The organism is Martelella alba, assembly GCF_005217455.1.
Taxonomy (GTDB): Bacteria; Pseudomonadota; Gammaproteobacteria; order Enterobacterales; family Enterobacteriaceae; genus Acerihabitans.
In genome coordinates, this window is the sequence record NZ_SZPQ01000015.1 from 1 (window position 1) to 12205 (window position 12205).

At 57.2% G+C, this 12205-nt stretch carries 12 protein-coding genes; 3 read left to right on the forward strand and 9 right to left on the reverse strand.

The annotated features are described in order from the left end of the window. The first annotated feature begins 178 nt into the window (after positions 1 to 178). Positions 179 to 760: a hypothetical protein gene (locus FCN80_RS11025; protein ID WP_136990217.1), complete on the forward strand. Its 582-nt coding sequence runs from the start codon at positions 179 to 181 to the stop codon at positions 758 to 760. Positions 761 to 1014: 254 nt separating this feature from the next. On the opposite strand, the gene argE is transcribed toward FCN80_RS11025, so the two are convergent. From argE to FCN80_RS11070, 9 genes are all read right to left on the reverse strand, one after another. After that, on the reverse strand, positions 1015 to 2166 hold the full coding sequence (gene argE / locus FCN80_RS11030; protein WP_136990218.1) for an acetylornithine deacetylase: 1152 nt from the start codon (positions 2164 to 2166) through the stop codon (positions 1015 to 1017). 11 nt (positions 2167 to 2177) lie between these two features. Then, a complete protein-coding gene (locus FCN80_RS11035; protein ID WP_136990219.1) occupies positions 2178 to 2585 on the reverse strand; it encodes a RidA family protein in 408 nt (135 codons plus the stop codon). 24 nt (positions 2586 to 2609) lie between these two features. Then, on the reverse strand, positions 2610 to 3359 hold the full coding sequence (locus tag FCN80_RS11040) for an amino acid ABC transporter ATP-binding protein (protein ID WP_136990220.1): 750 nt from the start codon (positions 3357 to 3359) through the stop codon (positions 2610 to 2612). After that, a complete protein-coding gene (locus FCN80_RS11045; protein ID WP_136990221.1) occupies positions 3356 to 4015 on the reverse strand; it encodes an amino acid ABC transporter permease in 660 nt (219 codons plus the stop codon). Before FCN80_RS11045 ends, FCN80_RS11040 begins: the two co-directional genes overlap by 4 nt. After that, positions 4012 to 4701, reverse strand: coding sequence for an amino acid ABC transporter permease (locus FCN80_RS11050; protein ID WP_136990222.1), 690 nt, complete (start codon positions 4699 to 4701; stop codon positions 4012 to 4014). The genes FCN80_RS11045 and FCN80_RS11050 overlap by 4 nt, the downstream gene beginning before the upstream one ends. Positions 4702 to 4705: 4 nt before the next feature. Further along, positions 4706 to 6094 carry an MmgE/PrpD family protein gene (locus FCN80_RS11055; RefSeq protein ID WP_136990223.1) on the reverse strand — a complete coding sequence of 463 codons (1389 nt, stop codon included), beginning with the start codon at positions 6092 to 6094 and terminating at the stop codon, positions 4706 to 4708. Further along, complete coding sequence (locus FCN80_RS11060) at positions 6091 to 6873, reverse strand: transporter substrate-binding domain-containing protein (protein WP_136990224.1); 783 nt, start codon at positions 6871 to 6873, stop codon at positions 6091 to 6093. The genes FCN80_RS11055 and FCN80_RS11060 overlap by 4 nt, the downstream gene beginning before the upstream one ends. 75 nt (positions 6874 to 6948) lie before the next feature. Beyond that, on the reverse strand, positions 6949 to 7917 hold the full coding sequence (locus FCN80_RS11065) for an agmatinase (RefSeq protein WP_136990225.1): 969 nt from the start codon (positions 7915 to 7917) through the stop codon (positions 6949 to 6951). A 246-nt stretch (positions 7918 to 8163) separates the two neighbouring features. Then, positions 8164 to 9039, reverse strand: a complete 876-nt coding sequence (locus FCN80_RS11070) for a MurR/RpiR family transcriptional regulator (protein WP_136990226.1) — start codon at positions 9037 to 9039, stop codon at positions 8164 to 8166. Between the two features lie 557 nt (positions 9040 to 9596). On the opposite strand from FCN80_RS11070, the gene FCN80_RS11075 reads away from it, so the two are divergent. Both FCN80_RS11075 and FCN80_RS11080 read left to right on the forward strand, forming a co-directional pair. Further along, complete coding sequence (locus FCN80_RS11075; RefSeq protein WP_136990227.1) at positions 9597 to 10874, forward strand: MFS transporter; 1278 nt, start codon at positions 9597 to 9599, stop codon at positions 10872 to 10874. Continuing rightward, the gene (locus FCN80_RS11080) at positions 10871 to 12166 is read left to right on the forward strand and encodes a BNR repeat-containing protein (RefSeq protein WP_136990228.1); all 1296 of its coding nucleotides are present in this window, start codon (positions 10871 to 10873) and stop codon (positions 12164 to 12166) included. Before FCN80_RS11075 ends, FCN80_RS11080 begins: the two co-directional genes overlap by 4 nt. The last annotated feature ends 39 nt before the right edge of the window (positions 12167 to 12205 follow it).

The window sequence follows — 12205 nt, forward strand, 5'->3', positions numbered from 1 at the left end:
AGTGTTAGACATGTATCCAAGCCTATCTCTTAAGTTAAGAGACTTCTACTGTCTGGTTTCGCAGGGGGCCTACTCAGCATTATTATACGCCAAATGGTTTTGATCGCCGGGTGTTTATTTAGCTTAGTAGCTTACCGTTGAATTTTGTTTATTCATAAATCAATTTTGGAGGGAGATTATGCGACTATCTGAATACTTTACCTGTTGGCCACAACGGGTCATCGTTGATGATGGCGAGTACAGGTTAGACGATTGGGCTCCCGATTATGATGGCGAATGGGTCCGTTGGGCTAAAGAGGCCTGGTTTGAGGAAAAAAGGAATCGTCAAGTGGCTTTGGAGAAACTATTGTATTGTTTGCAACATCAACAAGAAGAATTGGATCTATCCCATCTCGGACTGCGCTGCCTACCCCTCATACCCAAACATGTCAAAACTCTCAATGCCGGCCATAATAAATTGACCCAATATCCTTTTCCTTACAGTCAAACCCTAGCTAAAGTTGATTTAAGCTATAATAAAATAAAAGATATACCTGGATTATTGCCCATAAAATTAAAAGAGTTAACACTCACAGGGAACCCTCTTAACGAGGATACAAAAATGATGTACTATCGCGACAATCTGTCTTGCGTAATATTTGATGAGGCCCCGTCGGTTAGCCAATATCATACAGGTTGTTTTTTTTCGCGGAACAGGCCCTCGTCAAGTCTTGAGGACATTCGATTGAATTCAATAATAAATGACGGCAAGGATGCCTGAAAACGGCCGCATCGCTATTACAATTATGCGGGCCGCTTGTAAATGGCGATTTTTAACCGAAATTGAGGGTAGGGCCGCATCCGTTGCGTAATCGAGGAATTCTTGATAAATCGGCTAATGGGGCGTGCGGGCGTATTCAATGTAAATGGCGGTTGCCAGCGTTATTTCCGATAATAGGAAACAGGCCGCGCGGGGGCGGCGATTTTTAACGCAAACCCGGTCGAACCGGAACAGGCGCGCAAGCGCGCCGAAAATCACAGGTTAACCAGCCGTTCCATAAATTCAAGACAATGGCGTAATTGCGCCAGTTCAATATATTCGTCGGCCTGATGGGCCTGTGCGATATCGCCAGGGCCGCATACCAGCGTCGGGATACCGGCCTGCTGGAATAATCCCGCCTCGGTGCCGAAGGATACCGCACCGAAATCCTTTCGGCCGAGCGCGGCGTTACAGCGGGCTTTCAGGGCATCCAGCGCCGTATCATCATTTAACCCCGGGTATTCCACCAGCCGTTCAAACTGGATATCCGTATCGGGGCTGGTCAGGCGCATCCCGGGTAGGAGATGTCGCTGGGCGAAAGACGCCAGCGCCTGGGCCAACTGCCCGTGCGACGTACCGGGCAATGAACGGATCTCAAAGTCGAACACGCAGCGGTCCGGCACGATATTCACCGCGCTACCGCCTTGGATCAGTCCCACCTGCACGGTGGACCAGGCGGGCTGATAACGGTCGTCCAGGGATTGCCGCTGCCAGTCTCGGCCTTGCTGTCGCAACCACAACACCAACTCGGCGGCGATGTCGATGGCGTTGACGCCGCGCTGCGGGTAGGACGAATGCGCCGCCTGCCCGCGCACGGTGCAACGCCAGGCGCTTTTGCCTTTATGGGCGGTGATAGGGCGCATCAATGTCGGTTCGCCCACCACGCACCCTATGGGACGCGCTGCGTCGGCGGCCAGTTCGTCCAGTAGCCCCCGCACGCCCACACAGCCGATTTCCTCGTCATAACTGAAGGCAAGGTGGATAGGCGGCGCGCCGGACCGCGAGACGGCGCGCTGAAAAACCGGCAGGGAGGCGAGCATACAGGCCAGGAAGCCTTTCATGTCCGCTGTGCCCCGGCCATACAACCGATCGCCGCGCCGCGTCAGTTCGAACGGATCACTGCGCCAGGGCTGGCCCGCCGTCGGCACCACGTCGCTATGGCCGGAAAAGCACAGACCGCCGCGATCCGCGACCCCCAGCGTGGCGTACAGATTGGCGCGCAGTCCATCCTCGCTGTAAACGCGCCGCGCCGTCACGCCGTAGTCCGCCAGATAGCTTTCCACATAATCCACAAGCGGCAAATTCGTCTGCCGGCTCAGGGTTGGGAACGCCACCAGACGCTGTAAAATCGCCATGACCTCGTTCATACCGGTCAGCCTCAGGGTTTCACCGCAATGACGTCGATTTCCACCCACCATTCCGGCCGTGCCAGCGCGGTTAGCATTAAACCGGTGGAAACCGGAAATACGCCCTTCAGCCAGCGCCCCATAATGTTATAGACGGTTTCGCGATAACGCACGTCGGTCAGATAAACGGTAACTTTGCAGATATCCTCCAATTTGCTACCGGCTTCTTCCAGCAGCATTTTGATATTGGCCATGGCTTGTTCGGTCTGTTCCGCCACGCTGCCGATCCCCACGGATTCCCGGGTATCCAGGTTTTGGCCAATCTGGCCGCGCAGAAATACCATATTGCCCGCCACTACCGCCTGGCAGAGATCGTTGTTCAGGTTTTGCTCGGGATAGGTCTCTTTGGTGTTAAAAGGACGAATACGGGTGTGTACCATTGATATGTCTCCTGTTTGATAACATCAGCCTAGAAACTGCTTAAGTTCCGCGGATTGCGGATGCTCGAAAATGTCTTGCGGCGTGCCCACTTCATGGACTTTGCCTTGATGCATAAACACGACCCGGTCGCTGACTTTGCGCGCGAAATTCATTTCATGGGTCACCATGATGATGGTCATACCGTCGCGGGCCAGCGCCTCCACCACTTGCAGTACTTCACCCACCAGTTCCGGATCCAGCGCCGAGGTGATCTCGTCGCACAGCAACACTTCCGGATCCATCGCCAAGGCGCGGGCAATCGCCACCCGCTGCTGCTGCCCGCCTGACAGGCTGTCGGGCCAGGCGTCGAATTTTTCCTCCAGCCCGACTCGCCGTAACAAGTGACGCGCTTGACGCTCCGCTTCACCGGAGGACTTTTTTTTCACCAGCGTCGGCGCCAGCATGACATTACGGCCGACGGTGAGGTGGGGGAACAGATTGAAACTCTGGAAGATCATGCCGACGTTCTGGCGTAATTCACGCAGCGATGCCGGACTGTCGTGTTCGAGCGCTTGACCATCAACGGCCAGATAGCCTTCCTGAAATGCCTCCAGACCGTTGATGCACCGTAATAGCGTGCTTTTGCCTGAACCGCTTTTACCAATAATGCACACCACTTCCTGGCGTTTGATTTGCAGGTCGATGCCTTTGAGGACTTCGTTGTCGCCGAAGCGCTTATGCAGGCCGCGAATGTCCACTTGGGCGAAAACGGGCGTTTGAGCTGTCTCGGTCATGGTTTGCGGCTCCCAAGAGTGAATTTATGTTCCAGATGCCGGCTTAACAGCGATAAGGGAAAGCACAGCAAAAAATAAAACAACGCCACGCTACCGTAGACCAGGAAAGGCGCGAAGGTGGCATTGGCAATGATTTGTCCGGAACGGGTCAGTTCCACAAAACCGATTACCGAGGCCAGGGCGGTGGCTTTAATGGCCTGAACCAGAAAGCCGACCGTGGGCGCGACGGCCAGCCGCGATGCCTGGGGCAAAATCACATAGCGTAATTGTTCGCCGAACGACAGCGCCAGACTGGCGCCGGCCTCCCATTGCTGGCGCGGTACGGCGGCCACGCAACCGCGCCAGATTTCGGTCAGGTAGGCGCTGGCATAGAGGGTCAGGCACAGGCAGGCGGCGAACATCGGCGAGGTGTCGATGCCCAATAGCCCCAAGCCGAAATAGGTTAAGAACAGTTGCATCAAGAGCGGCGTGCCCTGAAATAGCTGGACATACAGTGCTATCAGGCGCGTCAATTTGCGCCGTTGCAGCAAGCGCAGCACCAGCAATGTGCCGCCCACCAGGCTACCGCCGGTAAAAGCGATGGCCGAGAGACCCACGGTCCAGCAAAGTGCCCACAGCAGATTGCGGTAGATATCCCATAATGAAAAATCGCTCATGACTGCCTCCGGCGTTCACCGGCGAGCGATCCGCGGCCGAAAATAAAGCGCGGACCGAACCAATGCAGGGTTTGATGCACCGCCACCGCCAGGCCCAGATACAGCGCCGTGGCGACGATATAGGCCTCGAAATTGCGAAACGAACGGCTGGCGATCAGATTGGCGCTGTAAGACAACTCTGTCGTGGAAATCTGGCTGCATACCGCCGAGCCCAGCATGATGATAATGACCTGGCTGACCAACGCCGGCCAGACGCGCGCCAGCGCGGGGGGCAGCACTACCCGGGTAAACACCTGCCAGCGATCCAGCGCTAAACTTTCCGCGGCCTCTCTCTGGCTGCGCGGGGTGTTTTGAATTCCGGCACGGACAATCTCGGTGGCGTAAGCGGCCAAATTGAGCACCAGAGACAACACGCTGGCGTTCAGGGCCGACATCTTTAAGCCAATGGCGGGCAGGCCGAAGAAAATAAAAAACAATTGCACGATGTAGGGCGTATTGCGAAACAGTTCCACATAGCCTGCCACCAGCCAACCAAGCCAGCGCGGCCCTTCGGCGCGCGCCCAGCCGCAACCGATGCCCAGCGCCAGGCCGAACGCCGTGGAGAGCAGGGTCATCAGGAGGGTGGTGAGCAGACCGGCGACCAGTAGCGGCCATTGACTCAACACCGGGCCGAAATCGAATACCATATCGTTACTCCTGTTGGCGTGACGGTACGCCGAGCAGCCAATCCAGCGAGGTAAGGGTCGGGGCGGACCAGAGACGCCGTAGCACAGCGCCGGCTTCCTGCTTGCCGATGACCGGACCGGCGCACTGCATAAATTTGCGTTCCAGCGCCGTGTCATCCAGCGGATGCGCCGCCGTACCGTAAGCCTGGTCCACGCGGTGGCAATACGCCAGGCCGTCCTCCAGCGTGATGGTGACCTCGGCGCCCTCGGGGGCGTCCCGCGCCAGCGTGGGATCGCGCCAGTACGAACCGCTTTTCATCACCACGCGTTCCATCAAGTGCCGCATACGCGGGTCCGCCAGCACGCGGGCATCCAGATGTGAAAGCGTCAGATCGCCGAAGCACAAGGCCGCCGCCAGGGCGAATGGCATGCTGAATTGCGCCTGTTGCGGGGTGGCCGGGTGGTCATACGCCAGATTCGCCCGGACTATGGGCGGCACGTCGCATTCGATACGCCGAATGGCCGCCGGCGAGAAGCGATGCCGCTCGGCCAGGTACAAGACCGCATCCACCGCCGCATGTGACGACAGGCATACCGGTATGCGTTTAATATCCACGCCCGGGTTCAGCAAGCACCAGCGGTGGCCGCCGGCGGCCAAGGCGCCGCCATCCAGTCGGCCATCGTTGCACAATGCCGCCAGCCCGTACCGACCGGATAACGCGTCCGCCGGCGCGCTGGCGCCCAGACGGGCCAGCATGGCGCTACGAACGCCGGCTTCGGCGGCCTGGCCGGCCAACAGCGGTTTGGCGTCGCTGCCGAACACGGACTTGGCGCCGCCGGCGCCGGCGATCGCCAAGCCCAGGGCATGACCGAATTGCTGTTCAGTTAAGCCCATCAACCAGGCGGCCGCGGCCGTGGCGCCGATCCGGCCCAGTAATCCGGTGGTCCACCAGCCGCGATCGTATAATTTGCGTCCCAGGGACAAACCGATCCGGTATTGACACTCGGCGCCTACCGCCAGCGCCGTGATAAGCGCTGAGCCGCTAGCGTCAAGCCATTGCGCCGTTGCCAATGCCGCCGGCGCGATGACCGCCGAACCGTGGACGAACCCGGCGTAGCAATTGTCGTCGAAATCCAGGGCATGGGCGGCGACGCCATTGGCGAACGCCGCCGCCGGCGCGCCGCAGACGACCCGGCCGGCGGCCAATTGCGCCGGGCCCGCGGCGCCGGTTTCCAGCGCGTGCCGTTGCGCCAACTGCCCTTGGCGCGTTTTTGCGCCCGCCAGCATGACGCCCACGGTATCCACCAGGCAGCGCAGCGCGACATGGCGTACCTCGGCGGGTAGGGCCTCTTCCGTCAAGGATGACAGCCAGACGGATAAGGGCGTCAGCGACGCGTCAGGCGAGGTCGTCATTCGGGTAAATCGCCGGCCGGCGCGCCGAGCCATTTTTCGGAAATCTTATCCAGGGTGCCGTCTTTCTTGGCGGCGCGCAGGATCTCATTCACTTTGGCGACCAGCGCCGGATTGCCCTTTGGCATCCCTACGTAACAAGGGGAGTTGGACAGGATGACCTTTAATTGCAAATCCAGATTCGGGTTCTTTTGTTTCAATGCCCCGGCCACGGTGGTGCCGATGGCCACCAATTGGGTTTGTCCCGATAAAAACGCTGAAATGGTGCTGTTGTTGTCTTCAAATCGGTCGGCCACCGCCTTGGGCGCCAGTTTGCTCAGCTCATCGTCTTGCATTGAACCGCGGGTTACCGCTACGGTTTTGCCGGCCAGTTCGGCAAAAGTGTTCGCCTGAAGCGCCTTATGGCCGAATACCGCGTCGAAGAACGGCGCATAAGCGATGCTGTAGTCAATCACTTTGGCGCGCTCGGCGGTCTTGCCCAGCGAAGAAATGGTCATGTCCGCCTTGCCGGTTTGCAGATAAGGCACGCGGTTGGGGCCCGTGACGGGGATCAGCGTGACTTTGACGCCCATTTTTTCGCCAATTAAATGGGCGACATCAATATCCACCCCCTGTGGCTGCATATCCGAGCCCACATAGCCGTATGGCGGATAATCCACCGGTACGGCCACGCGCAGGTTTTTATGCTGCATAACGGTATCCAGAACATCGGCCGCTCGGGAAGCGGCGGAGAAGAGCGACAGCGCGCCGAGCAGCGCGGTAAATACCAGACGATTTCTCATTGCTGTATTCCTGTATTGGAGGATGAAATGACTCAATGTCATCAATAACATCGAAACCGGACCCTGCCGGCGGGGTTATTTGTTGAAATAGCCCGCCTGTACGGCCTTGCCGATCAGATTGATAAAAAAACGGCAGGCGGTGATGGCGGTGATTTGGTTAACATCTTTTTTGGGGGTGATTTCCACGATGTCCATTCCCACCACCCGGCCTTTCTTTACCAGACCGTGTATGATTTTTCGGGCTTCGCTGTAGGTGACGCCGCCCAGCGCGGGACCGGCTACCGCCGGCATGATGGTCGGATCGATGCCATCGGCGTCCATGGTGATGTAATAATTGCCGCCGTCGGGGATGCGGTTAAGGATGGCGTCGGGACCTTCATCGTGCAATTCGTGCGCGGTGATCAGGTGCGCGCCATAGGCCAGGGCGGCATCCACCTCTTCTTGCCGGGCGGAACCGTTGGCGCGCAGGCCGATTTGAAATATCTCGCCGATATGGGCCATCTCCGATGCGCGGCGGATTGGGCTGGAATAGCCGTCGGTCACGCCATTGACCTCCTGCCGCCAATCCAGATGGGAATCGATATGTATTAATGTGATGGGGCCCACTGAATCCAGGGCGCGCAAAACCGGGATGGGCACGCCGTGATCTCCGCCGATCACCAGCGGCATACCGCCTAGCGCCAGGATCTTGCGGACCACGGCTTCCGCCGCCGCGTAGTGGCCACCCAATTCGCGCGCATCGCCGGCAATATCGCCGACATCCACCATGCGGATGGGCTGATTGCCCAGCATCGGGCCGTTGATATCGAAATCGTAACGTTCAATGCTGCGTAGCGCCCGGTCGGTGGCCTGGCGCACCGCGGTGGGGCCGTTGGTCTGGTCGTTGGTGACTTCGTCTATGGAATAGGGCGAACCATAGGGAATGCCCAGTACCGCGATATCCACCGACGTCAGCGTGTCGAGATCCGTGATCACTTCGGCGTACAACAGGCTTTTGTGGCCATGTTTAGGCGCGGTGGTCAGGTTAGCGTGATAGTCAGTCATGACCTTATCCTATGTAATGAGTGTGTATACCCGCCATACTCCACGTTGCCTCTTTGTTGGCCGCGCTCGCTTGCCGCCGCGATGCAACGCGAAGTATGTAGAGTGTATAAACATCGCCAAGCGTGAACGATCATGGCGTTGGTTTGACCCTAAGGGCGACAGGTGTGACGTTCGGCCTCGAGACGAGTCAGCGGTGATTTCCCGCATCGTCTGCGACATGCCGTCACCGCAACCCCTGAAAACCGCTTAGCCGAGGCTCCACCATTCCCCCATCGCCCATAATTTTTCTTCAGTGTTATTGACCAGTTTGCGGACGTCTTGTCTGGATGATGCGGCAAGCAGCGCCACCAGCAATTCGCTGACAAAGAAGGCCGGCGTCAGGATGTCGAAGAACGATGTGGAGCTTTTTTGCACCAATATGGTTTCGCTAGCCATGCGCGCCACCGGTGAACTGTCGTTGTCGGTGATGGCGATGACTTTCGCCTTCTCCTGCGCCAGATAACGCGCCAGTGCGATGGTGCGGCGCGCATAGGGCGCAAGGCTTGAGACGAGCAAGACGTCTTTCGGGCCGATATTGCCCATCAGCGACATCACGCCGCTTTCGCCGGCGCCTTCTATCAGCCGGACGTTATCCTGGAAATACGACGCCACATGGCTAAAATGGAATGCCACGGGAAACGAAGAGCGCATGCCCAGGCAGTAGATGGTGCGCGCCGAGGAAAGCAGTTGCGCGGCGCGCACAATAGCCGCCAGATTGTCAGTCTGGCACAGTTGCTGGACATGGCCGGTCAGGGAATTCACCATATCCATGACCAACGAGGCGTCGCCCATTTCCCGTTTCATCGCCACCAGCCCCGGTACGCGGGAACCGTATTCATGCCCCTGAGCGCGTACCGCGTTGACGAACATCTCGCGCAACTGATCAAAACCGGCCAGACCCAGTCGCTTCGCCAGACGCGTCATGGTCGATGGCGGTACGCCGGCCAGACGGGCCTGTTCGCGCATGGACATCACCGCGACTTCCTGTGGATGGTCCAGCACAAAACTGGCGGCTTGACGCTCTTGTTTCGGTAAGCTGTCATAGACCGCTTTGATATGGTGTCGTAGCGTCGCGGAGTCCATTGTCTTTCCTCGCGTTGCGATGGGGCGAATAAGTATGAAATTGCAACACCTATGCCAAAAATGATTCATAATGATTCATTTGATTCACTTCATGCATAGAGTCATTCGCATTATGTATTGCTTTTCAGCTATAAAAACGACGCGAATGATTCGATTGATTCATTTTTGACGCGAAAAAATGATTTATGGCGAACAATTACCGTCTGCTGGTTCGGGGAAAATGGGGTATCGCGGCCGCCAATGAAATATTGTGGTGCGTCTGCGCACCGAAACGGTGCAGACAGGCGAGCCGTTATGGGATTATGCCGCGTCCGGCCTGGGCGGAATGCCTAGGCGGAGGATAAGGGGTTCAGTGGCGGAAATACCTATGCCATGACCGTCGCCGCCAGGTATTGAATGAATAAAACGCCAATTTACCCGGCAATCTGGCGCCAAGGTGCAAATCGAAATGACGGTATTCACAAACTCCCCCCCTGGCGATAAACACCCGGTGGCAGGCGCATATACTCGCTTCACATCCTGGCTGTGATAAAGAACAAGAACCTTGCGGAGCGTATATGAACAACGAGTGTCCACCGATAAAGGCCAATCAGGCGAGTTTCGGCTTGCTGGTCTCTATACTATTAATTTTATTAGGTTGTGTGCTTTTCTTTTTTTCCTTTGACAGACAAATAGTCTCCATTCTGAAAACGACCCTGATGCATGAAATGGGCGTCAGCAATATCGATTATTCGATATTGATTACCGCCTTTATGATTCCCTACACATTCATGTATTTCTTTTCCGGTATTCTGGTCGATCGCTTCGGCAGCCGGTATGTCATTACCGCATTGATGGCGTTAATGGCCCTGGCGACCCTTATCACCGGCCTATCGCATTCCTTTATGGGCCTTATCGTCGGCCGGATACTGCTGGGCATGGCGGAGTCGGGGATTGTGCCGGCGCTGACGCTGGCGATATTCACCTGGTTCAAAGCGGAACAGCGCGCCTTCGCTTTTCAATTGACCAATATTATCCAGTCCCTGGGGCTGATTATCGCGCCGCCGTTCGTCGCGTGGGTGACATTGGCCGCCAACTGGCGCTGGTCCTTCTTTATTCCGGCGGTTGCCGGCGTTGTGGTCGGTATTCTGTGGTTTGTCTTCAGCCGGCGGTCGCCGGTGGTGAGTGATGGCGAACCCGTGCAACAAGCACCGGAACTGCCCATCGCCCAGCGTTATAAACTGGTTTTGGCATCCGCGCCGATCTGGACGCTGATTGTGGCGCGGTTATTGACTGACCCGTTCTGGTTCTTTTACCAGTATTGGCAGGTGGGCTTTATGCAGGAAAAACTTGGATTAAGCCTGGCGCAGGTGGGAAAAATGATGTGGTTGCCGCCGCTGGTGGCGGTCTTCGGCGTACTCCTGGTTTGCCGCATTTCCGACAAGCTGGTGGCGCGCGGCGTTGAGGCCACTCGGGCGCGACTGATTATTATCTGGTCGGTGACCTGCCTGGCGCCGTTGGTCTTCCTGCTACCGTCGGTCACCCATCCGTGGGCGGCGCTGGTTATCATGACGATAATCAATTTTATGTGCACCGCCTGGCTCAGCATGGCGACCATCATGATGGGCGGCCTGGCGCCCCGGGTCGCCATCGGTACCGCTATCGGTATTATGAGCGCCCTCGGCGGTATCAGCTCCATTATATTCAACGGGTTCGTCGGAACGATAATCGATCATTTCGGTTATTCGCTACCCATCTATGTCGGTGCGGTGCTTCACCCGTTGGGCGCCATTATATTGGCCGGTTATTTCCTTAAGCGTAAAAAAACATTCACTCATCAGGAGAGCAGTATATGAGATCAGAGGTGACCGTTTCACAAGTGGGTGAAGCTTGTGCGGATTTTACGGTGCTTTATTCTCTGCTTTGTTATCACGACTATTTGTTTGCCGCATGGTATGACGCGCAACATCGTCTTACCGTGGGCGCTCGACGGCCGGGGGAAAAGCACTGGCAGATTGTCCGGCCTGAGGGATTTGAGATAGCTGAACGGCAGCGGTTGTCGACGGTGACCGATCATGATTCCCATAATTATCTGACGATGGCCATAGACCATGAGGGTTTTCTGCATGTGTCGGGGAATATGCATGTTGATCCGTTGATTTATTTTCGTTCGGCGCGCCCGCTGGATATCGCCTCATTGCGTTGCGTGCGGGCAATGACCGGCGATCGGGAAATGCGGGCGACTTACCCGTTGTTTTTCAAAGATCGACAAGGGCGGCTGTTGTTCCGTTACCGGGATGGTTGCAGCGGCAATGGCGATGATATTTACAATATCTATGACACGCGGACCCAGACATGGTCACGGCTGCTGGATCGGCCGTTACTCAATGGCGAAGGCGCGCGCAATGGCTATGCCCGGCCGCCGCTGGCTGGTCCCGATGGCTATTGGCATATGATCTGGATGTGGCGGGAATCCCCCCATTGCGAAACCAACAATAATTTATCCTATGCCCGCAGCAAAGATCTCCTGCACTGGGAGACGTCAGCCGGCCAGTCGCTGTCGTTGCCCATCACACGGGAAACGGGGGAAATCGTCGACGCCGCCGCCCCCGGCGAAGGCCTTATCAATATGGTCCAGGAAGTGGGGTTCGATAACGCAGGCAAGCCGGTGCTCATCTACCATCGTTACGACGAACAGGGCCATTCGCAGGCTTATCTGGCCCGCCCGGACGGGCTGGGACAGTGGCAAAAACAGCAAATCAGCGCGTGGACATTTCGTTGGGATTTTCAGGGCCCAGGCTCAATTCCCCCTGACGTAACGCTAACCGCCCCTCGGCCGGTGGGCAACGGGCGGCTCGAAGTGGAGTGGTATTCCCAGTGGGTTGGTCAAGGTATCTGGGTTATCGATGACGTGACATTGCGCGTACTTGAGACCCTTCCCGCGCGACATGTTCTTAGCGCGCAACTTCTGACGCCGCATCAACAACTGCACCCCGATGCCCAAGTGCAGATCATCGCCGCGCAAAACAGCGACGGCCGGCCGGAGGACAGATATTGGCTGCGTTGGGAATCGCTGCCCATCTGCCGCGATATTCCCCATTCCGCCACGGTGGGCGCCGGACAACTGGAACTGATCGAGCGGATTTGACGGTAATGGCATCATCGGGCGCCATACGGCGCCTTTGTC

Excerpts from the sequence above, each read along its gene's own strand:
- FCN80_RS11040 (WP_136990220.1), bottom strand. The coding sequence starts at position 3,359 with ATGACCGAGACAGCTCAAACGCCCGTTTTCGCCCAAGTGGACATTCGC.
- FCN80_RS11080 (WP_136990228.1), top strand. The coding sequence starts at position 10,871 with ATGAGATCAGAGGTGACCGTTTCACAAGTGGGTGAAGCTTGTGCGGAT.
- FCN80_RS11025 (WP_136990217.1), top strand. The coding sequence starts at position 179 with ATGCGACTATCTGAATACTTTACCTGTTGGCCACAACGGGTCATCGTT.
- FCN80_RS11075 (WP_136990227.1), top strand. The coding sequence starts at position 9,597 with ATGAACAACGAGTGTCCACCGATAAAGGCCAATCAGGCGAGTTTCGGC.
- argE (WP_136990218.1), bottom strand. The coding sequence starts at position 2,166 with ATGAACGAGGTCATGGCGATTTTACAGCGTCTGGTGGCGTTCCCAACC.
- FCN80_RS11065 (WP_136990225.1), bottom strand. The coding sequence starts at position 7,917 with ATGACTGACTATCACGCTAACCTGACCACCGCGCCTAAACATGGCCAC.
- FCN80_RS11060 (WP_136990224.1), bottom strand. The coding sequence starts at position 6,873 with ATGAGAAATCGTCTGGTATTTACCGCGCTGCTCGGCGCGCTGTCGCTC.
- FCN80_RS11045 (WP_136990221.1), bottom strand. The coding sequence starts at position 4,015 with ATGAGCGATTTTTCATTATGGGATATCTACCGCAATCTGCTGTGGGCA.
- FCN80_RS11055 (WP_136990223.1), bottom strand. The coding sequence starts at position 6,094 with ATGACGACCTCGCCTGACGCGTCGCTGACGCCCTTATCCGTCTGGCTG.
- FCN80_RS11070 (WP_136990226.1), bottom strand. The coding sequence starts at position 9,039 with ATGGACTCCGCGACGCTACGACACCATATCAAAGCGGTCTATGACAGC.
- FCN80_RS11035 (WP_136990219.1), bottom strand. The coding sequence starts at position 2,585 with ATGGTACACACCCGTATTCGTCCTTTTAACACCAAAGAGACCTATCCC.
- FCN80_RS11050 (WP_136990222.1), bottom strand. The coding sequence starts at position 4,701 with ATGGTATTCGATTTCGGCCCGGTGTTGAGTCAATGGCCGCTACTGGTC.